General features: G+C 50.4%; 18 protein-coding genes. 7 read left to right on the top strand and 11 right to left on the bottom strand.

Features of this window, described 5'->3' with window-relative positions; translation table 11 throughout:
- Positions 1-17: 17 nt before the first annotated feature.
- The 7 genes from purH to GOB58_RS10425 all read right to left on the bottom strand — a co-directional run bounded on the left by purH (position 18) and on the right by GOB58_RS10425 (position 8,786).
- The gene (purH, locus tag GOB58_RS10455) at positions 18-1,595 is read right to left on the bottom strand and encodes a bifunctional phosphoribosylaminoimidazolecarboxamide formyltransferase/IMP cyclohydrolase (protein WP_173560156.1); all 1,578 of its coding nucleotides are present in this window, start codon (positions 1,593-1,595) and stop codon (positions 18-20) included.
- Positions 1,596-1,694: 99 nt separating this feature from the next.
- Positions 1,695-2,411 carry a tRNA (guanine(46)-N(7))-methyltransferase TrmB gene (trmB, locus tag GOB58_RS10450; RefSeq protein ID WP_086634899.1) on the bottom strand — a complete coding sequence of 239 codons (717 nt, stop codon included), beginning with the start codon at positions 2,409-2,411 and terminating at the stop codon, positions 1,695-1,697.
- A gap of 19 nt (positions 2,412-2,430) precedes the next feature.
- On the bottom strand, positions 2,431-3,618 hold the full coding sequence (metK, locus tag GOB58_RS10445) for a methionine adenosyltransferase (protein ID WP_086555481.1): 1,188 nt from the start codon (positions 3,616-3,618) through the stop codon (positions 2,431-2,433).
- A gap of 307 nt (positions 3,619-3,925) precedes the next feature.
- A complete protein-coding gene (dapB, locus tag GOB58_RS10440; protein ID WP_173560155.1) occupies positions 3,926-4,720 on the bottom strand; it encodes a 4-hydroxy-tetrahydrodipicolinate reductase in 795 nt (264 codons plus the stop codon).
- A 99-nt stretch (positions 4,721-4,819) separates the two neighbouring features.
- Entirely contained in the window at positions 4,820-5,965 is a 1,146-nt protein-coding gene (gene dnaJ, locus GOB58_RS10435) for a molecular chaperone DnaJ (RefSeq protein WP_086555463.1), read from the bottom strand.
- 145 nt (positions 5,966-6,110) lie between these two features.
- Positions 6,111-8,015: a molecular chaperone DnaK gene (gene dnaK, locus GOB58_RS10430; RefSeq protein WP_086555464.1), complete on the bottom strand. Its 1,905-nt coding sequence runs from the start codon at positions 8,013-8,015 to the stop codon at positions 6,111-6,113.
- Between the two features lie 168 nt (positions 8,016-8,183).
- Positions 8,184-8,786 (bottom strand): nucleotide exchange factor GrpE, encoded by a 603-nt coding sequence (locus GOB58_RS10425; RefSeq protein WP_086555465.1) that lies wholly within the window; start codon positions 8,784-8,786, stop codon positions 8,184-8,186.
- Positions 8,787-8,961: 175 nt separating this feature from the next.
- Between GOB58_RS10425 and GOB58_RS10420 the strand changes: the two genes are divergently transcribed.
- Both GOB58_RS10420 and GOB58_RS10415 read left to right on the top strand, forming a co-directional pair.
- Positions 8,962-9,675 (top strand): response regulator transcription factor, encoded by a 714-nt coding sequence (locus GOB58_RS10420; RefSeq protein ID WP_086555466.1) that lies wholly within the window; start codon positions 8,962-8,964, stop codon positions 9,673-9,675.
- Between the two features lie 11 nt (positions 9,676-9,686).
- Positions 9,687-11,504 carry an ATP-binding protein gene (locus GOB58_RS10415; protein WP_407651761.1) on the top strand — a complete coding sequence of 606 codons (1,818 nt, stop codon included), beginning with the start codon at positions 9,687-9,689 and terminating at the stop codon, positions 11,502-11,504.
- On the opposite strand, the gene GOB58_RS10410 is transcribed toward GOB58_RS10415, so the two are convergent.
- Complete coding sequence (locus GOB58_RS10410; protein WP_143216404.1) at positions 11,458-11,835, bottom strand: RidA family protein; 378 nt, start codon at positions 11,833-11,835, stop codon at positions 11,458-11,460. The two genes, GOB58_RS10415 and GOB58_RS10410, sit on opposite strands and share 47 nt — an antisense overlap.
- 244 nt (positions 11,836-12,079) lie before the next feature.
- Here GOB58_RS10410 and rapZ point away from each other — a divergent pair, with 244 nt between their 5' ends.
- Complete coding sequence (gene rapZ / locus GOB58_RS10405; RefSeq protein WP_086634903.1) at positions 12,080-13,030, top strand: RNase adapter RapZ; 951 nt, start codon at positions 12,080-12,082, stop codon at positions 13,028-13,030.
- Positions 13,031-13,301: 271 nt separating this feature from the next.
- Positions 13,302-14,510 carry a mechanosensitive ion channel family protein gene (locus GOB58_RS10400; protein ID WP_369824718.1) on the top strand — a complete coding sequence of 403 codons (1,209 nt, stop codon included), beginning with the start codon at positions 13,302-13,304 and terminating at the stop codon, positions 14,508-14,510.
- A gap of 16 nt (positions 14,511-14,526) precedes the next feature.
- Here the strand turns inward: GOB58_RS10400 and GOB58_RS10395 are convergent, their stop codons facing one another.
- On the bottom strand, positions 14,527-15,555 hold the full coding sequence (locus tag GOB58_RS10395; protein WP_407651762.1) for a sulfate ABC transporter substrate-binding protein: 1,029 nt from the start codon (positions 15,553-15,555) through the stop codon (positions 14,527-14,529).
- A 519-nt stretch (positions 15,556-16,074) separates the two neighbouring features.
- On the opposite strand from GOB58_RS10395, the gene GOB58_RS10390 reads away from it, so the two are divergent.
- Complete coding sequence (locus GOB58_RS10390) at positions 16,075-17,586, top strand: alginate export family protein (RefSeq protein WP_194299698.1); 1,512 nt, start codon at positions 16,075-16,077, stop codon at positions 17,584-17,586.
- Between the two features lie 24 nt (positions 17,587-17,610).
- On the opposite strand, the gene GOB58_RS10385 is transcribed toward GOB58_RS10390, so the two are convergent.
- Complete coding sequence (locus GOB58_RS10385) at positions 17,611-18,219, bottom strand: YqgE/AlgH family protein (RefSeq protein WP_369822960.1); 609 nt, start codon at positions 18,217-18,219, stop codon at positions 17,611-17,613.
- A 96-nt stretch (positions 18,220-18,315) separates the two neighbouring features.
- Here GOB58_RS10385 and GOB58_RS10380 point away from each other — a divergent pair, with 96 nt between their 5' ends.
- A complete protein-coding gene (locus GOB58_RS10380) occupies positions 18,316-19,263 on the top strand; it encodes a PPK2 family polyphosphate kinase (protein WP_194299694.1) in 948 nt (315 codons plus the stop codon).
- Positions 19,264-19,267: 4 nt separating this feature from the next.
- Positions 19,268-19,750: a DUF3465 domain-containing protein gene (locus GOB58_RS10375; protein ID WP_173560154.1), complete on the top strand. Its 483-nt coding sequence runs from the start codon at positions 19,268-19,270 to the stop codon at positions 19,748-19,750.
- A 44-nt stretch (positions 19,751-19,794) separates the two neighbouring features.
- Here the strand turns inward: GOB58_RS10375 and clpA are convergent, their stop codons facing one another.
- The gene (gene clpA / locus GOB58_RS10370; RefSeq protein ID WP_173560153.1) at positions 19,795-22,173 is read right to left on the bottom strand and encodes an ATP-dependent Clp protease ATP-binding subunit ClpA; all 2,379 of its coding nucleotides are present in this window, start codon (positions 22,171-22,173) and stop codon (positions 19,795-19,797) included.
- Between the last annotated feature and the right edge of the window lie 105 nt (positions 22,174-22,278).

Raw genomic sequence — 22,278 nt, 5'->3', positions numbered from 1 at the left:
AGAGCCGGATAAGCATGTTAGTGACGGAAATGACGCATACCTGTCAGAACCATGGCGATACCCGCGGCATCAGCTGCCGCAATGACTTCATCATCACGAATTGAACCACCTGGCTGAATGACCGCAGTCGCACCCGCTGCAACAATAGCTTCGAGACCATCAGCAAACGGGAAAAATGCATCAGAGGCCGCAACTGAACCCTGCGTCAGAGGGGTGTCCTGCCCTGCGTTTCTCGCAGCCTGCGCACTTTTGCTGGCTGCGATCTGGGCTGAATCAACACGGCTCATCTGCCCTGCCCCAACACCAACTGTTGCTTTATCTTTAGCATAAACAATCGCGTTGGATTTAACATGCTTAGCCACCTGGAATGCGAAGATCAGATCTTCCATCTCCTGCGGTGACGGTGCACGTTTTGTCACAACTTTTAACGTCTCAGAGGTAATACGCCCACAGTCACGAGTCTGCGCAAGGAAACCACCAGCAACCGAACGCACAACCACCCCGGCTTCAGCCGGGTCAGGCAAACCGCCGGTGAGCAGCAGACGCAAATTCTTCTTACGGGCAAGAACAGCTTTAGCTTCTTCTTCCGCATCAGGGGCGACAATCACTTCGGTAAAGATACCTGCAATCTCTTCCGCTGTAGCGGCATCAAGTGTGCGGTTAAGTGCCACAATACCGCCAAAAGCAGACACAGAATCGCACCGCAGAGCATTTTTCCATGCCTGTGTCAGCGAGGAGGCAACCGCAACACCGCAGGGGTTTGCATGCTTAACAATAACGACTGCTGGTTTATCAAACTCAGCAACAGCCTCAAAGGCGGCATCCGTGTCGTTAATATTGTTATAAGAAAGGGCTTTACCCTGCACCTGCACCGCTGTTGCGACACCCGGACGCGCACTGCCATTTTTATAAAAAGCAGCCTGCTGATGCGGGTTTTCACCATAACGCAGAACTTCAGCACGCTGACCAGAAACGGTAAACGAATCTGGTAAAAAATCCCCGGTCTGAGCAGCAAACCAGGCAGCAATAGCGGCATCATAAGCAGCTGTACGAGCATATGCAGCACCTGCATAAGCAAAGCGTTGTGCCCGCGTGGTACCACCTTTGTTCAGCATATCGATAAAACCATCATACTGACGGGTATCTGTCAAAACCACGACATGATCATGGTTTTTAGCCGCTGCACGAATAAGAGCCGGGCCGCCAATATCAATATTCTCAATGCAGTCTTCTGCACCTGCACCGGATGCTACCGTTTTTTCAAAAGGGTATAAATTGACAACAACCAGGTCGATCGGACCGATACCATGCTCCTGCATCTGCGCAACGTGAGCAGGCAAATCTCTGCGCCCGAGAATACCACCATGAATTTTGGGCACCAGGGTTTTAACGCGCCCGTCAAGGATCTCAGGGAAACCAGTGTAATCTGATACTTCCGTTACGGGCAGACCGGCATCACGCAGAGCTTTGGCAGAACCGCCTGTAGAGAGAATTTCTACGTTATGGGCAGCCAGAGCACGACCAAGATCCAGGAGTCCTGTTTTATCAGAAACGGAGACAAGAGCACGACGTACAGGCAACGAAGAGAGGCTCATGAGCGAGAAAACCTTTCGCACGGATAAAAAGCTTGTAAAAAAGGGCTCCTTACCCGAGCTGTTTTCACAGAGCAACCGCCCTGAAAACGACTAAACCACTCAGCGGCGGGTAAAGGTCCAGTAAAGAGGCTGACGACCCGCAGCAATAGCCTTCGCCTCATAGCGTGTCGGGAACCAGTTTTCCGGCCGTTCCTGCGCAGGCGGGGCTGTTATAAAAAACGTCTGTTCAGCCATCACGTCCTCAACCCACTGCTGATAGGTCGGGTCATCACTCGCGACGCGCCACACCGCACCGGGCTTAAGCGCACGCGCAACCAGAGCGATATTATGAGGATGAACAAAACGCCGCTTCGCATGGCGGGCTTTTGGCCATGGGTCGGGGAACATCAGGAACATGCGGTCAAGACTTGCTTCAGGCAAAGCCTTCAGCAGTACCCTTGCATCATCATCCCACAATTTCAGCATATCAGGGACAGACGATGTTTCTTCCTGCCCTGAAGGAACGACCCGGCTCAGCAAAGAGCAAAGACCATTCTCAAACACTTCTGAAGCAATATAGCCAACATCAGGATGCGCGTCGTGCTGGGCGAGAGAATGCTCGCCCCCGCCAAACCCGACTTCCAGCCATATCTGATCAGGTATTTTACCGAAAACAGAAGCCGGGTCAGAGGCCTTCTCTACAGGAAAGCGCAGCCGGGGCAACGCAGCCTGTAGCAAACGCTCCTGACGAGGGCGCAACGTATGCCCGCGGGGGCGCCCGTAAAGGCGCTCCGGCGGAGGTTTGACGTCTGATACGCGAACGCCGCCTTCTGTCATCAGAGATGCGTCCTGCTACTCAGCGTTTCAGTGCACTACGCAGAGAATCGACCAGATCAGCCTGTTCCCATGTGAAGTTGTCACGTGCTGCATCTGGCTTACGACCAAAGTGACCATAAGCTGCTGTTTCAGCGTAAATCGGACGGTTCAGACGCAGGTGCTTACGAATACCACGCGGTGTCAGGTCCATTACCTCACGCAGGATAGTACCCAGACGGGCTTCATCAACATCTTTGCCGGTGCCATCAAGGTCAACATACAGAGACAGCGGGTGAGAAACACCGATAGCATAAGACAGCTGAATGGTGCAGCGATCGGCAAGGCCTGCAGCCACAACATTCTTTGCAAGGTAGCGACAGGCATAAGCTGCTGAGCGGTCAACCTTCGTCGGGTCTTTACCTGAGAATGCACCGCCGCCGTGTGGAGCTGCACCACCGTAAGTATCAACAATGATTTTACGACCAGTCAGACCACAGTCACCGTCAGGCCCGCCGATAACAAAAATACCGGTTGGGTTAACGTAAAATTCTTTTTCTTCGGGCATCCAGCCTTCTGGCAGAACGTCACGAACGATACCACCCAGACGCGCCCGCAGCTCTTCCTGGTTTACGCCAGCATCATGCTGGGTAGAGATAACAACAGAAGTTGCTTTAACCGGACGGCCATTCGAGTAGTGAAGTGTCACCTGGCTTTTTGCATCTGGCTGAAGGCCAGCAGCACGCGGGTCACCTGCGCGACGCAGATCACGGATTTCGTGCAGGATGCGGTGCGCATAATACAGTGGCGCAGGCATAAGCGTATCTGTTTCGTTTGACGCATAGCCAAACATAATGCCCTGGTCGCCAGCGCCTTCGTCTTTATCGCCGGCACTGTCAACGCCAACTGCAATATCAGCTGACTGAGCATGCAGATAGTTTGCGGCCTCAGCGTTGCGCCATGAGAAGCCTTCCTGGTCGTAACCAATATCTTTAACAGCCTGACGTGCTGCCTCGATCAGTCCTTCAGATGTTACTGAAGCCGGGCCACGCACCTCGCCAGCGAGGACGATACGGTTCGTCGTCACCAGAGTTTCACAGGCCACGCGGGATTCTGGATCTGCAGCAAGATAGGCATCGAGAACAGTATCACTGATACGGTCTGCAACCTTATCGGGATGACCTTCAGATACTGACTCTGAAGTAAAAAGAAAATCGCCGTCTTTACGCATAATTGAGCCGTCCGCCTCACGCACTGTGAATTAGGAATTGTGAGTGTCGCCTGTTGTCAGGGCGCCGCATTCGTGTGGCTTAATAGTGCTCAATGGTCAAGTATCGTAGCACAGGGCTGCCATGGGCTGAATGCCGGCACACCACACAGAATACAACCTAACACTATGATTTTATTTAATTATATTATAATAATCACACATAATACAAAAAGCGACAGGAACTGTTTTTTTTATTTTTACCTGCGCATGGAAAAGGAATTTTTTGATAAATAACCTTTTCCACTATCGCTCCAGGTAGAATCTCTCTTCACAGAGGAGGCAGACCCAGTACATCTTCCATGCCAAAATAGCCTGCAGGCTGATTTCTGACCCAGTCGGCCGCACGCACAGCCCCGGTTGCAAAAATTCTGCGGTCAAACGCACGGTGTGACAGGCGAATCTGCTCATCAGCTGAGGTAAACAGTACTTCGTGCTCCCCCACAATCTGACCACCACGCAGAGCTGCAAAACCAATATCACCTGTTTTGCGTGCACCGGTATGACCATCGCGTCCGCTATCTTTCACGTCAGCAAGGCTCACACCCCGCCCGTCAGCAACAGATTCGCCGATTGCCAGAGCTGTGCCTGAAGGAGCATCGACTTTTTGGCGATGATGCATTTCAACAATTTCAACATCATAGGATTCTGCTGGTAACGCCTGCCCCATCATACGGGCCAGACGGCGCACCAGAGTCACGCCAGGTGAGAAATTAGCAGCATGGACTACAGCAATTTTTTTAGCCGCGGTCTTAACCGCTGCCTCCTGCTCAGGAGAAAGACCTGTTGTGCCCAGAACAAGGGCTTTGCCGTAATCTGCCAGAATTTCAGCATGCCGTGCTGAAGTATCAGCATGCGTGAAATCGATCACCACATCACTGGCATCTGCCAAAGCCGAAAAATCGGCGAAAAGCGGCACATTAGCCAGAAGCCCCTTAACCGAAGAAGGGTGCCGTGCACTGCCACCAGCAAGTATAAAACCCGCACCAATAACTTCTTCTGCCAGCAGGCGCCCAACACGACCGGAGATGCCGGCAATCCCTATTTTAAGCGATGGCACTGTCATGATCTTTTCACCTTATCTGCTTTGCATCTTACTCTTTGCCAGATCATGCCCGGTCGCGGCACATTTTATAGTAAGAGTAAGATGTTATGTAGCAGAATATTAGTTTGCTTTACCCTCAAAAAAATCTTTTACCCGGGCAAAAAAACCTGTGTGTTCCGGGCTGCTCTTAATATTTTCTCCGGCTTCTTTCTCAAACTCTTCCAGAAGCTCACGCTGACGCTTGTTAAGATGCTGCGGTGTTTCAACCGAAACCTGAACATACATATCGCCGCGTGCGCCGGAACGCAGGACAGAGAATCCTTTCCCTCTCAGGCGGAAATTATTCCCGGTTTGTGTACCGGCAGGAATTTTAACCTTTGCACGGTTGCCATCTATAACCGGCACTTCAACCTCTGTGCCAAGGGCAGCCTGCCCCATTCTCAGTGGCACCCGGCAAAAAATATTGGCGCCATCACGCTGAAAAATTGAATGCTCTTTAACTGAAACCTGAATGTACAAATCACCTGGAGGCGTACCCTGAGGGCCGCTTTCACCCTCTCCGGTCATACGAATACGTGTACCGTCTTCAATACCGGCAGGAATCTGAACAGAAACAATGCGCTCTTTTTCAACCGTACCCTGCCCATGGCAAGCACCACAGGGGTTCTTTACAGTTTTACCAGCACCATGACAGGTCGGACAGGGGCGCTCAACAACGAAGAAACCCTGCGCAGCCCTGACCTTACCAGCCCCGTGACAGCTCGGACATACATCAACGCCGGCCGCACCGTTTTGAGACCCGGTTCCCTCACAGGACTCACAGCTCACACGCGTTATGACAGGCAGGTCTTTTTTTACACCAGTAAAGGCTTCTTCAAGAGTGATGACGACATGAGCCTGCACGTCATTGCCGGCGCGAGGGGAGCCACGACGCCCTCCTCCCATCATATCGCCGAACATCTGCTCGAAAATATCACCAAGGCCGGCGCCACCGGCACCGCCGCCAAAATCAAACCCGCCTGGGCCAGCACCGCCGCCTTCAAATGCCGCATGACCATAACGGTCATAAGCCGCACGTTTATTCTCATCTTTCAGAATATCGTAGGCATGGTTAACGTCTTTAAATTTCTCTTCAGCTGCTGCATCCCCCGGATTACGGTCAGGATGATATTTCATGGCCATCCTGCGATAGGCTTTCTTGATTTCATCAGCGGATGCTGTCTGAGTGACCTCAAGAATTTCGTAATAATCAACCTGCGTGGCCATGAAAAAAACCTCTTAAAAATTCTGCCTCTTAAAAATGAGCGCAGCCTGTACCCTGATATAACAATGGCGTCCGCCTCTTACAAAGCACGGACGCCAGAAAAATAAACACGGGAGCGCACTCCCGTGTTTTATGCAAAACGCCCGATCAGGACTTTTTGTCGTTTACGTCTTCAAAGTCTGCATCGACGATATTTTCGTCTTCTTTTTTAGCAGCCTCAGCTTCCGGAGCTGCGCCACCTTCTGCCTGACTTGCTTTGTAAACAGCTTCACCAACCTTCATAGAAGCCTGCGTCAAACGCTCAGTAGCCGTTTTAATTGCTTCTGCATCACTGCCTTCAAGAGCAGTTTTAACAGCAGCAACCGCTGCTTCAGCTTCTTCCTTATCAGCGGCCGGAACTTTATCACCGGCTTCTGTCAGAGCTTTCTCTGTCTGGTGAACGAGGCTTTCTGCACTGTTACGGGCTTCAACCTGCTCACGTCTGGCTTTATCTGCTGCTGCATTTGCTTCAGCATCTTTAACCATTTTGTCGATATCACTGTCAGACAGACCACCAGATGCCTGGATTTTAATCTGCTGCTCTTTACCGGTTGCCTTGTCTTTAGCAGAGACAGAAACAATACCGTTCGCATCAATATCGAAAGTAACTTCAATCTGAGGCACACCACGTGGTGCAGGCGCAATACCTGTCAGGTCAAAGTTACCCAGCAGCTTGTTGTCCGCAGCCATCTCGCGCTCACCCTGGAACACTTTAATGGTCACGGCACTCTGATTGTCATCAGCTGTCGAGAAGGTCTGGCTCTTCTTGGTCGGAATGGTCGTGTTACGATCGATCAGACGTGTGAAGACACCACCCAGCGTTTCAATACCCAGTGACAGCGGTGTCACGTCGAGCAGCAGAACGTCTTTAACATCACCTTTCAGAACGGCACCCTGAATAGCAGCACCAATAGCCACAACTTCATCAGGGTTCACGTTACGTGCAGGATCTTTACCAAAGAACTGCTTAACTGCGTCAATGACTTTCGGCATACGGGTCATACCACCGACCAGGATAACCTCGTCAATTTCAGCAGCAGACACACCGGCATCTTTCAACGCAGCTTTACATGGATCCAGAGTACGCTGAATCAGATCATCAACCAGGCTTTCCAGTTTAGCACGACTGAGTTTCAGCATCAGGTGCTTAGGACCAGAAGCATCAGCTGTGATAAACGGCAGATTAACTTCTGTCTCTTTAGAAGAAGACAGCTCAATCTTTGCTTTTTCAGCTGCTTCTTTCAGACGCTGCAGAGCAAGTTTGTCTGCACGCAGGTCAATGCCCTGCTCACGTTTGAATTCATCTGCCAGGTAGCTGATGATGCGGTTATCAAAGTCTTCACCACCGAGGAACGTGTCGCCGTTTGTTGATTTAACTTCGATGACACCGTCAGAAATCTCAAGAATTGAGACGTCAAAAGTACCGCCACCAAGGTCATAAACAGCAACCGTGCCACCGCTCTTTTTTTCAAGGCCATAAGCCAGAGCTGCCGCTGTCGGTTCGTTGATGATACGCAGAACTTCAAGACCAGCAATACGGCCGGCGTCTTTTGTCGCCTGGCGCTGTGCGTCGTTAAAGTATGCAGGAACAGTAATAACAGCCTGGCTCACTTTTTCGCCAAGATATGCCTCAGCTGTTTCTTTCATTTTGCCGAGCACAAAGGCAGCGATCTGAGAAGGCGCGTATTTTTTACCGCGGGCCTCAACCCATGCATCGCCGTTATCGCCATCAACAATGGCGTAAGGAACCATTTCCTTATCTTTCTGCACAGCCGCGTCATTAAAACGACGACCAATCAGACGTTTTACCGCATACAGCGTGTTCGCAGGGTTGGTTACAGCCTGACGCTTTGAAGCCTGGCCAACCAGCATCTCACCACCTTCGGTAAAAGCTACCATAGAAGGGGTTGTGCGCGTGCCTTCGCTGTTTTCGATAACTCTGGTCTCATTACCCTCGCGCACAGCAACGCAGGAGTTAGTCGTACCAAGGTCAATACCAATAACTTTACTCATTTATTACTCTCCTTCAGCGAACCTGACTGGCCCGAAGCACCAGACGGGATCCTAAAATAATTCACTGCCTTCTTGTGTCTCTGACAGCGGGAATATCCATGATGTATGATGCACCCGATATGAGTTCAAGTAGCAGCCAGCAAAGGAATCAAGAAAAATATCAGCTTCTTATTCTGCTGCTTTCGCAACAATAACCATAGCCGGTTTAAGCAGGCGGCCATTCAGTGTCCAGGCTGGCGTCCAGGCCTGCATTACTGTCCCGGGCTCATGTTCCGCACTTGGCTGCTCAGCCATCGCCTGATGCAGGTTTGCATCAAATGCCTGACCCTGCGGATCTGAAGCTTTAACGCCGTGCCGCTCCAGCATAGCCACAAACGAACGCTCAATACCCTCAAGACCTTCGCGCATTTTTGCAATTACGCCGTCTTCGCCTTCCTGTGCAGGAGGCAGGCTTGTCAGGGCACGGTGAATGTTTTCAGCTGTTTCGACAGAATCACGTGCAAATTTCTGCACAGCATAAAGGCGTGCATCTTCCACATCACGACGTGCCCGGGTACGCAGATTCTGATTCTCAGCCTCAGCCCGCAGCCATTTTTCCTTAAACTCAGCAGCTTCGCGCTCGGGACCAGAAGTCTCTCCTTCTTCGTCCTGTACTACATCAGCCTGTGCTTCCGCCTCAGGAGCAAGCGCTTCCTGCTGCGAAAATTCCTGCTCAGCGTCAACCGAACCAGCTGGCCGGTTACCTTCAGGTAATTCTGTTTCGTGAACCATAATCTATCAAGTAGGCAACCTGACCACACTCGGCAAGACCCACATTTATCATTTTCAAAAACTTATCTGCAACACCTCTCAGCCGACGCATTGCATAAAGTCTGTGGTGAAAACGTAAGGAACAGCGTATGTCTGTACCCCGATTACTGCTGACAGAGTAAGGATAACGTACACAATGACAGAGCGCACCAAGCAGACCATTGCTCTGGTTGATGACGATCGCAACATTCTGACTTCAGTTCAGATGACACTGGAGGCCGAAGGATTTTATGTCCGGACATATACTGATGGCGAATCTGCACTACAGGGCCTGACCGCTCATCCGGCAGACCTGGCAGTGCTGGACATTAAAATGCCCCGTATGGACGGCATGGAGCTGCTGCAGCGCCTGCGCACCCGCTCTAATCTGCCTGTTATCTTCCTCTCATCAAAAGATGAGGAAGTCGATCAGCTGATGGGCCTGCGCCTCGGGGCCGATGACTATATCATCAAGCCCTTTTCTCAGCGCCTGCTGCTTGAGCGCATACGCGCTCTGCTCCGCCGTAACGATGTCAGCCGGGCAGAAGCAAACGGTGCTCCCAGTGCAGGCACTCTTGTACGTGGTTCTCTCTCCCTTGATGAACTCCGCCATAAATGCACATGGAATAACGAGGATGTTCCTCTCACCGTCACAGAATTTCTTCTGGTCAAAACACTTGCGCTGCGCCCTGGCCTGGTCAAATCACGCGACCAGCTGATTGATGCCGCATATGGCGATACCGTTTATGTTGATGACAGAACAATTGACAGCCATATCAAGCGGGTAAGAAAAAAATTTCGTCAGGTTGATGATAACTTTAATCAGATTGAAACCCTCTACGGTATTGGTTACCGCTATAAGGAAGACTGAGCTCTGTTCTCATGAACCGCCACACACGCATGTCAGTTCTCTCTCACTTCCGCCGGCCCGGACCTTCGGGCCGGAAAGGTCGCTTGCACGACAATCATCCGGAGGAGGACGATCAGCCTCTGGATGATCACTCTTACAAACGGCTTATTTCTCCGCTTACGCGGCGCATTATGCTGGTTAACATTCTGCCACTGCTGCTGCTGGCAATTACCATGTTGTTCCTCAATCAGTTTCGTGACAGCCTCCTGGTCACTGAGGTCACAGCACTACGCGAGCAGGCCCGCATCTATGCCGGCGCTCTGGGCGAAAGTGCCGTACACATAAATCGCTCCCGCATGGCTGATAATGCAGAAAATTTTACACTTGATGCCCCGATCGCCCGCAGGTTGCTGCTACGCCTGACAGAACCCAGCCCCAATGCTCATGCCCGTCTTTTTGCACCCGACGGGCAACTCATCACTGAGAACCTGACAGATCAAAATAACCACCCTCATCAGCACAATCACAGAAACTCCCCCAGACGCATCCCCCCTCCGATGCTGCCAGAACCAGATTTTTTCGAACGTCTTATGACATGGGGTCCCTCGCGCTATGGCTCCAGCATCGTCACACTGGATACAAACGAAGAAGATATTCCCGCTGACCCTGAACGTCCCGCTGATGCCCCGGGAAGTGACAGCAGTTCGCCGCCTCCCCCTGAAACCCCACCCTATATTCGCCGCACAGCGGATGGCCATCTGATCATTACAGTTGCTGAACCCGTTATTCATGACGGAAAAACTGTTGGTATTATTCAGGTTACACGTGCTGCAGCACAGGTCGACAGGGCCGTATTTGCTATTCGCTCTTCCATTCTATCTTTATCTCTTATGGTGCTCATCATCACCATTATGCTGTCATGGTATCTCTCCATGACCATCGCCAGGCCACTCCTGCGCTTAGCAACCTCAGCACGCGTAATGCGTGAATCTTCAGGCCGAACAGGCACCGTGCCTGCACGCCTGCTGGGCAGACGCGATGAAATCGGCGACGTTGCCCGGGCTCTTCAGGCAAGTGCTCAGGCTTTGTGGAAGCGTATGGACGCTATCGAACGCTTTGCTGCTGATGTCAGCCACGAAATTAAGAACCCTCTCTCATCTATTCGCTCAGCAATCGAAACTTTACTGCGTATTGAAGACCTCAATCAGCAACGCCGCCTGCTGAGCATTATCAACCAGGATGTCAGACGTCTCGACAGGCTGATTACCGATATCTCAGATGCCAGCCGCCTGGATGCAGAGCTCTCACGGGCTCAGGCCGAACCCATTTCTGTCACACCTCTCTTTGCATTGCTGGCCGAAATGCAGCAGGCGACCCGTAAAGAGCACGACCCTGTTATTCTCACAGAATCTGCCGGCGATACTCCCGATAATCCGCTGCAGGTTATGGCTGTTGAAGACAGGCTCGTGCAGGTCCTGCACAACCTGACCGGCAATGCCCTCTCCTTCTCTCCACCAGATGGCAAAATTATTCTCAGATGTGAGCCGAAAGGCAACATGGTTGAGCTGTCTGTCAGTGATGAAGGACCGGGAATTCCACCGGCCAAACTGGATTCAATTTTCGAGCGGTTTTACTCAGAACGCCCGCAGACAGAAAATTTTGGCCAGCATTCAGGACTGGGGCTCTCCATCAGCCGCCAGATTCTTGAGGCCATGCATGGTAAAATTACAGCGAGAAATCGCTACAATAAGCAGGGAGAGATTATCGGGGCCTGCTTTTATGTCATCCTGCCTCGTGCAAGCGTTACAAAAACGCCTCAGGGCGCTCAACATAAAAAGCAAGCTCAATAACAGCATGCGGCACACTCAGAGTGCCGCTGCCTGCCCAGGTAAAAGTCAGAGCCGGTAACATCTGAGGAAACATTCGCCGGAATACAGGCACACATGCAGAAAATTCATCGGCATCTGTAATCAGATATGCAACGCGGGTAACATCTGACATCGTAAGCTGCTCGGCCTCCAGCAGCATTCTCCCCTGTTCCAGAGCAGCCTGACACTGGTCAGCCATTGTACCGCTGCCATCAGCAGCACATAAACCCGTAATTCTGATTTCTCTTAATCTGCGCTCAACCTTAGCGACCGGTGCAGCAGACACCTGATTCAATAAATTCCGCTTAGACATATCAGGCTGCACCTCTTTACTGCACGCAGAAAAACAATGCTTTTTATTACGGCACCGGTATAACACAGGCAACAGAAGCTGTCATGCGTGTGGCGCATAAGTCACCTTCAGCAAACCGATCTCTGCTGAACCTGTTGCGTTGTCATAACACTGCCAGGCATAATAGGATTCACGTCAGCATCAGATTCGACATGCTGTAACAGCAATGCAGTGCACCACATGACCTGTGAAGGAAACCCGCACCATGCGTGCAGATGAAACGTCAGCACTTCGCCTTGTCCTTATTGTGACAGGTCTGTCAGGGGCTGGTAAATCGTCTATTCTGCGTATTCTCGAAGACCTTGAACATGAGGTCATTGATAATGCCCCGCTGGGTATGCTTGATGATATCATTGCAAGAGCGTCAGGCCCTGTGGCTATTGGTGTTGATACACGCACACGTGGTTTCAATGTCTCTGCCCTGCTTGAAACGCTGATGCACCTGCGTATGAACCCTGAGCTCAGAGTTGAACTGATATACGCCACGGCAGAAGAAAATATTCTGCTCCGTCGTTTTACAGCAACCCGCCGGCGGCACCCCCTTGCACCACACAGCAACATCGCTGAAGGGATACGCGAGGAAACAACTCTGACCGCTCCGTTAAGAGCCGCAGCTGACCTGGTCATTGATACATCGGACATGCCACCTCCTGACCTGCGCCAGTTCGTTGAGAGTCGTTTCAGTCCGTGGCAGGCCAGTACAGGTCAGGGGCTGACCGTCACACTTATGTCTTTTGCTTTCCCTGCCGGTTTACCCCGTGAAGCTGATATTGTGCTTGATGCACGTTTTCTGCAAAACCCACATTATAAGCCTGAGCTGGCACAGCAAACCGGTATCTCTCCTGATGTCGCGAACTATGTCGCACAAGACCCTGATTACAATGCATTTTTTGAGCTTGTTCTGGCCATGCTCAAACTCGTCCTGCCCCGCTTCGTGCGTGAAGGAAAAAAATATGCTACAATCGCAATAGGTTGCTCAGGAGGGATGCACAGATCTGTCACATTAATTGAAAATCTGGCCAGAACACTCTCTGAACCAGATAGTATAAAAGAGTGCAAAGAAGCTGGTCAGTGGCCCATTATGGTCATTCACCGCGAATTAGTGCGGCAGGGCCTCAGTTCCTGGCGCTGGGCTCGCAAACCCACCAGCCCCTGAGTGTTTGTGTCACTATTGCTGGACTTACCATCATAAATAGTTCCACATTGTGGAACTTATCTGTTTCTGCCTCATGCTCAGAAACACTTCTGTAATTTGCAGACCACACCGAAAGTCGTATTTTATACTCTTTCCCCCACGCTCTGTTGTGTGTCTGCCCCCGAAAAACGGCCTGCATGGCTTTTTAACGAGGCAATATTTTTTCCTTATGTCTGATTCTGTCCATTCGCCCGCACTCACTTCGCCAATACATGACCCCTTTGCCGTCTATATTCAGCATGAATTAGCACCTGTTCTAACCGAAGTCAGAAACTGGCTTAGCTGGCTGCCTGCGCCTGTTGTTTCTTTTATCGTTCTGTCCGTAATAGGGCTGCTCGCTGCACTTTTCAGCCGCCTTGTCACTGACCGTATTCTCATGCGCATACCGGGGGCCAAGCGCGGGGCACTGGTCCGTCTTTTTACAAAATCACTGCGCCGCCCTGTGCGGCTCATGGTTATGTTTTTTGCTGTCGGCATTACTTTACCTGTCAGTGGCCTCAGCAACTCATTACAGGCCACTATCGGGCATATTCTGCTCATTTGTTTTATCGCTACGATGGGCTATGGCACTCTTATTACGATCCGCACTCTTTCAGATACTTACCTGAGTCGCTTTGCTGAAGCCGACCAGGACGATGACATTCTGGCGCGTAAACACGCGACACAAATAAGGCTCCTGCGTCGTCTGACAGAAATTATTATCTGCGTACTGACAGTCAGTGCCGAGCTTGTCACGTTTGAACCCGTCAGAGAATATGGGGTTAGTCTTTTTGCCTCTGCCGGTGCGGCTTCTCTTATCCTAGGTCTGGCCGCCCGCCCGGTTCTGGCCAACCTGTTCGCCGGTGTACAGATTGCCATGACGCAGCCCATTCGTATGGGTGACCTGATTGTCTTTAACGGTGACTGGACCTGGGTTGAAGAAATCACCTCAACCTACGTTGTTTTACGCTCATGGGACTGGCGCCGACGCATTGTGCCTATTCTTTATTTTCTTGATAACCCTTTTGAAAACTGGACCTACAACTCGGCTGAACTGGTTGGTGCTGTCTATCTGCATGTTGATTATCGCGCCCCGATGGACAGAATACGCACAAAACTTGAAGAAATTGTTCGCGGATGCCCACAATGGACCGGCAAAGACTTCAGCGCACAGGTCGCTGACTGCAACCAGCAAACCATGATGATTCGTGTCACGGCCAGTGCACGCACGGCCATTCGCAGCTGGGATCTGCGCTGTGAAATAAGAGAGAAAATTATTCGCTGGATGTGTGAGGAATGTCCCGAAGCTCTGCCCAAAACACGCTTTGCCATGACACCTGCCGAACAGGGATATGCACAGCCGGCACTGACCCGCACAGGGGAGCCTCCACTTCCTCCAGGATTTATGAACGGCCCTGAAGGCGCTTTTCAGCCACCGTCAGATTCAGGCCCTCAGGCCTGAATCTGACCACCAGGCATTACTGAGTAATCTGATCAAAAATGCCATTCTCAGCAAAGTGCTTTTTCTGCACAGCCGTCCATCCACCGAGACTGGCGATATCAAAGGTCTCTACCTGAGGGAAACGACTGGCATTTTCTGCTGCAACGGCAGGGTCAACCGGGCGAAAATAATGTTTTGCACCAATGCGCTGCCCTTCAGGTGAAAACAGAAACTCAATATAAGCCTGAGCCGCCTCCTGCGTGCCATGCTGCGCAACATTTTTATCAACAACAGCCACTGGTGGTTCAGCCAGAATAGTTGTTTTTGGCACAACGATCTCAAACTGATCAGGGCCAATATCATTGGCCGCAAGCAGTGCTTCGTCTTCCCAGGCCAGCAGCACATCACCTAACCCACGCTGTACAAAACTGTTCGTTGCACCCCGCGCCCCGGTATCAAGGACAGGTACGTGCTTAAACAGCTGCTTCATATAAGCTTTGGCGGTATCTTCCGTCGCACCAGGCTGGCGCAAAGCCCAGCCCCAGGCGGCAAGGTAGTTCCAGCGTGCGCCACCTGATGTTTTAGGATTAGGTGTCACAACCTGTACACCATCTCGCACCAGATCCTGCCAGTCGTGAATATTTTTAGGATTCCCCTTACGCACCAGAAATACAATTGTACTGGTATAAGGTGTAGAATTATGCGGAAAGCGTTTCTGCCAGTCTGCACTCAGTAATCCGCGTTCGGCCAGCACATCAATATCATGAGCCAGACCGAGCGTAACAACATCAGCCGGCGCACCTTCAAGCACAGCACGTGCCTGTGCACCTGACCCTCCGTTAGACGTACGGACAAAAACAGCATTACCAGGTTTCTGCTTACGATAAACTACGGCAAAAGCTCTGTTAATTTCAGCATAAAGCTCTCGTGTCGGGTCATAAGACACATTAAGTAACTGAGATGTCTGTGCCAGTGCCGGATGCTGATACCCGCTTACACCTGCAGCCAGTGCGCCTGCTGTAAAAATACCACCGAGAAGTGTACGACGCGAAAGACGAATAGACACGTTTTACTAACCTTTGCCGCTTATAAGGCTACCATTTTTCAGCTCACTTTTTAACAGGGAGACCGGATAAAGGCAGCTTCATTTCACGATAACAGTTGTAAATTATGCGTCAAGGCCAAAGGATAAAAACACAATTTTTCGTTAAAATTAAAAAATTATTTGTATAACAATTACGTATCGTTATATTTAATATTCAAAATATACGTTTTATATAGTGATTTATAAAATCATTCTTCTTAAGTGGCATCAATACCCATGTCAGCATCTCCCCGGCCTCTGCGTCTTCAGAAATACCCTCTTTCCAGTCTGCTGCTGACATCCTGCATCATCACATCTGCTCAGGCCACACCTGCCACCACCACAAATAGCAGTACTCCACGTCATACCCCTTACATACACGTTGCACGACAACAGAACGCCCCCCCTCGGGTTGCAACACCATTATCTGACGGCCTGACCAGCACAGCCACCGTCCCCAAAGAACAGATTACTGTACATATCGCACCTATTTCTCCCACTATGATCTACCCACATGCGACACCGGTAGGACAACCTGTCAGAACCACCGGCGCGCAGGGGCGCTTATATGGCCGACAATATGACTGGGGTGTGTTCAACCGTGGCAACGGTGAAGCCGCAGGGTTCGGACCAGTAGGCCGTTATGGCATTGCTCCATGGGCTGAAGACTGGAGTCGCCTGCGACAGACCGGCAAACGCTCTGACCCTTTCGATATTCTCAAATTCATTCCTCTTAATAAAGACGGTTCAGTCTGGCTCAGCTTCTCAGGAGAAACCCGGGCGCGTAACTGGTTTGAAAGCCGCCCCGGACTGGGCACACAGAAAGTTAACGATTCAGGACGCTTTGCTGTCAGAAATCTCTATGGGGCTGATTTGCACCTGGGGTCACATGTACGTCTGTTCGGGCAGCTGATTAATGGTAACGCCGGCGGGTGGAGACCCTACAGCTATGGCTCAACATACCGTAAAAAGCTTGATATGCAGCAGGCCTTTATTGAATTCAAATGGACTATGCTACATGCTAAAAGTGGCTTTCTATTTGGACGGCAACAGTTTGTCGGTGCCCCCTCTTACATGATGTATAACCGTGAGACACCCAATGTGCCACTCTCATGGAACGGTTTCAGAGGGTACATGGTCTGGCCCCGTTTTCGAATTGACGGCTGGGACTTTGTGCAAACCGATGACAGCCATAATAAAATGTTCCATGATGGCGAGAACTATAATAATCGCCTTTACGGTTTTAATTTTACCTGGGCGCCACCTGACGGTCGTTTTATGCACGACCGCACTTATTCCTTCCTCGATCTTTTTTATATTGGCTACAAACTCGCAGGGCGCAACAGTGCTGTAGCAACGCCCACGAATGGCAGCAGCGAGGGCTTTAATACACGCAATAATTTTGGCGTACGCTGGCACGGACTGGCTGGCCCCTTTGAGTTTTCTTTAGGGGGAATCTGGCAGGGAGGTGTTTTCAGATACGCCCGTACAAACCAGGCACGTAATGTCAGCGGCTATGCTATCAATACACTGGTCGGATACCGTATTCCCAAAAACCCGTTCCATACTTTTCTGGGCCTTCAGACTGACGTCTATTCAGGTGGCAATAAAAATAAAACCAGCGGCACCATTGGTACTTATATTTCTCCATTTAACCCGCAAACCAACTATCTCGACACCACAACCTATATGACAGGTTCAAACCTGATCAGTTTTGCGCCGCTTATCAAAGCAACGTTCCTTAAATCTGTCAGTTTACAGGTAAAATATCCACTCTTCTGGCGCTACAGCACTCAGGACCCGATTTATAAATCTTCAGGATTTTATAAATTCACTCAGGATTTTAATGGCAAATTTATTGGCATGGCCCCACAGGCCGCACTGGCATGGCAGATCACCGACCACCTGTCATGGACGCAATATGTGTCACGCTTCATGACCTCGCATGCGCTCAATAAAGCAGGAGGCTCAAGCGGTACATATTACCAGTCAAACTTTGTATTTCGCTTCTGAAAAGCGATCTGACAGAATTACAGCTCACGCACGCCCCGTCTGGCCAGTCAGCTGCGACGGATCAAGATTGATACTTGCCAGAGCCTGCCGCCACTTCTGTTCAAAATCTTTACCGAATAAAATATCACGTGAAAACGGGGCGATAAGCCAGGAATTTTGCAAAAGAACTTCTTCTTCAAGCTGTCCGGGTACCCAGCTCGCATGCCCCATAGCCAGCAATGCCTGACGAGGGCCATGCCCTTCAGCCATCTCTTTCAGAACAGAGATACTGGCACTAAGCGTAACGTCAGGCGTAACGGATAAACCGTCCTCACTTTGCCACTCCCCCGAATGCAAAATAAATCCCCGTGTTATATCAACGGGTCCGCCTGCACTGACAAGAACACGATGCACTGATGACATCTGAGCGATCTGCAGCTGCTCAAGCAGATCATCTACCACCTTCTTTGGTAAATGGTGGTTAATAACAAAACCCATAGCGCCACCTTCATCAGAATGCGCGCAAATATAAATAACAGCTCCGGCAAATGGCGTTCCGACCATTACAGGAGAAGCAATAAGAAGCTTCCCGGTAAGAGACTCCGCAAAGCGCACTACTGACGGTAAAGAACTATGTGAACCCATTTCTTCGATATGAAACTACTTTCATTATTTTGCAACCTTTTAAAACTTCATTATAGGACTCATGCAAAAACTATTTTCAGGTTCTGTAAAATATCTTATTTTTACATGAAGACATTTCTCCTCTACAGTCATCAGAAGTATCGGGAGGAGAAGCCTGTGAGTAAACTTACCCAATTTCTGGATGTTCTCGACAGCTACAGCGTAACAGACGGTAGCACCTTCAACCTAAAAAACTATAAACCCGACGATGACGGGAAGCTGGGACTAAAAAAAGAAGACGGTGTTTTTCTGCTTAAAGAAGTAAAAGCCCTGCTGCAGGAGCTGCAGGAGCTGCTTTATGCCAATAAAACCCACTCCCTTCTTATCGTGTTACAGGGCATGGATGCAGCTGGCAAAGACGGCACCATCAAGCATGTTATGTCAGGAGTAAATCCACAGGGCGTCTCTGTCGCCTCATTCAAAAACCCAAGCTCTTCTGAACTGGCGCATGGTTTCTTGTGGCGTATTCACGCCGCCGCCCCTGAAGCAGGCCATATCGGGCTATTTAACCGCAGTCATTATGAAGATGTGCTGGTAACCAAAGTTCACCCCGAACTGCTCGAGAAAGAGCATCTGAGCGGCCCGCTTAACACCCCGGAATTCTGGGAGGGACGCTATGATGACATTCGCAATCTCGAACATTACCTGTCACGACAGGGTACTGTTGTTATAAAATTCTTCCTTAATATTTCACGTAAAAAACAAAAAAAACGTTTACTTGAACGCCTCGATATTCCTGAAAAACGCTGGAAATTCTCTTCAGCTGATTTACGTGAGCGTGAATTCTGGGATAAATATCAGGAGGCTTTTCAGGATGCCATTTCTGCCACAGCCAGCCCGCATGCTCCCTGGGTGGTCGTACCATCAGACCGCAAATGGTATGCACGCCTTGTTGTCATAGGCACCATCATCCGGACCCTGAAAAATTTACATCAGGAATTGCCTAAACCTGACCCGGAAGTTAACAAATATATTGATGACTATCGCGAACATCTGCTCAGGGAAAAAGACTGAACCCATGCTGAAATTAATGCGTAATTTTTACGCAGGCGGCGCATTTTTTCTTGCCGCAACACTGTTAGCATCGCCCTGTGTTTACGCACAGGGTGCCAGCACTACAGAGGGTGAGAGCTGCAATAACCAGGCCTTTCTTGCCAGGCAGCAGGCCTACGAAAATGGTACAGTCACGGCTGATTCACCTGTACATATCTGCGGCACCGTTATTGGCGTTAAAAAAAGAGTACAGCACACCAGAAGCGGTCGGCATGGTTATTTTTACGTTCTCATTGCCCCTCATGTTTCGATCAGAATCGTTTCAGGGCTTGAACGCATGAATGCACCTTCATGGCCGTGGGTCAGAAAAGGTGATTCAGTTGATATTGTCGGACGCTATTACTACGACTCTGCGCGTAGCCAGGGCGTTGACTGGACACATCACGGCACAGGCCGTGAATGGCACACCCCCGGTTATATCATCGTTAACGGCAAAAAATATCAGTAAACTATACTGACCAGACGAAATATATCTGGTCAGCATTTCACAGTTTACTCAGCTGACTCTTTGTCAGGAGCAGCTTTTTTAGGCTTACGATTACGCTCTTTTACTGCGGCAGGTGTCACCTCACCTGCTGCGGCATCAGGTATAATATCAAATGTCAGTGCCGCATTTTTCAGGCCGATTTTAACCGTACCACCCTTCGCAAGTTTGCCAAAAAGCAGTTCTTCAGCCAGAGGTTTTTTCAACTCTTCCTGAATCACACGCCCCAGGGGACGTGCACCATACAAGCGGTCATACCCACGTTCTGCCAGCCATTCCTTCGCAGCAGAAGAAATTTCAAACAGAACATGACGATCTGCAAGCTGCGCTTCAAGCTGAAGTACAAATTTCTCGACCACACGCCCTACTGTTTCAGGAGCAAGGTGCGTAAACGGCACAATCGCATCAAGACGGTTACGGAACTCCGGCGTAAACAAACGTTTAATCGCCTCTTCATCCTCACCTGAACGTGCTTCCCGCCCGAAACCAATAGCTTCTTTGCTCAGGTCAGCAGCACCTGCGTTAGTCGTCATGATCAGAATAACATTACGGAAATCAACCGTCTTGCCATTATGATCAGTCAGACGACCATGATCCATAACCTGCAACAGCACATTATAAAGATCAGGGTGTGCCTTCTCAATCTCATCAAGCAGCAATACTGCATGAGGAGTCTGATCAATAGCATCTGTCAGCAGGCCACCCTGGTCAAACCCGACATATCCAGGCGGAGCACCCAGCAGGCGCGAGATGGAGTGACGCTCCATATATTCAGACATATCGAAGCGAATAAGCTCAATGCCAAGTGTTGAGGCAAGCTGACGGGCGACCTCTGTTTTACCAACCCCCGTCGGGCCAGAGAACAGATAGTTACCTATTGGCTTCTCAGAATCTCGCAGCCCGGCCCGCGACAACTTAATCGCAGCAGAAAGAGTTTCAATCGCCTTGTCCTGCCCGAACACCATCCCCTGAAGATCACGTTCAAGGTAACGGAGTACCTCCTTATCATCAGTAGAGATGCTTTTGGGCGGAATACGGGCAATGCGGGCAATAACGTCTTCAACATCCTTCAGATTAACGGTTTTACGGCGTTTACTTTCAGGCAGAAGCATGCGCGAAGCACCGACCTCATCAATCACATCAATCGCCTTATCAGGCAATTTCCGGTCATGAATATATTTAGCCGAAAGCTCAACCGCTGCACGAATAGCCTCTTCAGTATAACGAACCTTGTGATGCTGCTCGTAATTAGTTTTCAGGCCTCGTAAAATTTTTACAGCATCTTCAACTGAAGGCTCAGGCACATCAATTTTCTGAAACCGGCGAACAAGCGCACGGTCTTTTTCAAAATGCTGACGATACTCTTTATAGGTTGTCGAACCGATGCAGCGCAGCGTACCGGCTGCCAGTGCCGGTTTGAGCAGGTTTGACGCATCCATCGCGCCGCCTGATGTAGACCCTGCACCAATAACCGTGTGGATTTCGTCAATAAACAAAATACCATGCGGGTCCTGGTCAAGCTCTGTTACAACAGCTTTCAGGCGCTCTTCAAAATCCCCGCGATAGCGCGTACCTGCAAGCAACGCTCCCATATCAAGAGAATAAATTGTTGCTTTGAGCAACACCTCCGGCACATCCCCCTCAACAATACGCCGGGCAAGACCTTCAGCGATCGCTGTTTTACCAACGCCCGGATCACCTACATACAAGGGATTATTTTTTGTACGGCGGCAGAGAATCTGGATAGTACGCTCAACCTCGCTGTCACGGCCAATGAGAGGGTCAATCTTACCCGCCTCAGCTTTCTGGTTCAGATTAACGCAGTAGGTTGAAAGGGCATCCTTACTTTTCTGCCCACGCCCGCCCTCGGGCTTTTCACCTTCACCACTTTTCTCGGAGCCAGAGTCACCTCCCTCCCCTGCACCCGTGGGGGGACGCCGGGTCGAACGATCAGGGGCTTTCGCTATACCGTGTGAGAGGAAGTTAACCGCATCAAGACGCGTCATATCCTGAAGCTGCAGGAAATAAACCGCATGACTTTCGCGTTCTGCAAAAAGAGCAACAAGAGCATTAGCCCCCGTCACCTGATCGCGACCGGTTGACTGTACATGAATCGCCGCGCGCTGAATAACACGCTGAAAAGCTGCCGTTGGTTTGGGTTCAACAGGACGCTCTGCCGCAAGCCCTGCCAGATCTTTATCCAGAAAACCAGTCAGGTCAGTGCGCAGACGTTCAAGATCCACGCCACAGGCCCTGAATACCGTAACAGCATCGGAATCATCGACCAGAGCCAGAAGCAGATGCTCCAGCGTGGCATATTCGTGGTGCCGCTCACCCGCTAAAATCAGAGCCTGATGCAGCGTCCGTTCCAGATTGCGTGACAACATGCCGAGACGCTCCTTCTCACCTCAGTTCAGTGCCCGAACAAGGCAGACCAACCTGCCTGATCTGACACACCAGAAGTTATATTTGGCGTCTTTGAAGAGAATTGC

It is taken from the genome of Acetobacter thailandicus, from assembly GCF_011516655.1.
In the GTDB taxonomy this organism is placed as follows: domain Bacteria; phylum Pseudomonadota; class Alphaproteobacteria; order Acetobacterales; family Acetobacteraceae; genus Acetobacter; species Acetobacter thailandicus.
This window is presented reverse-complemented; position numbering and strand designations above follow the sequence as displayed.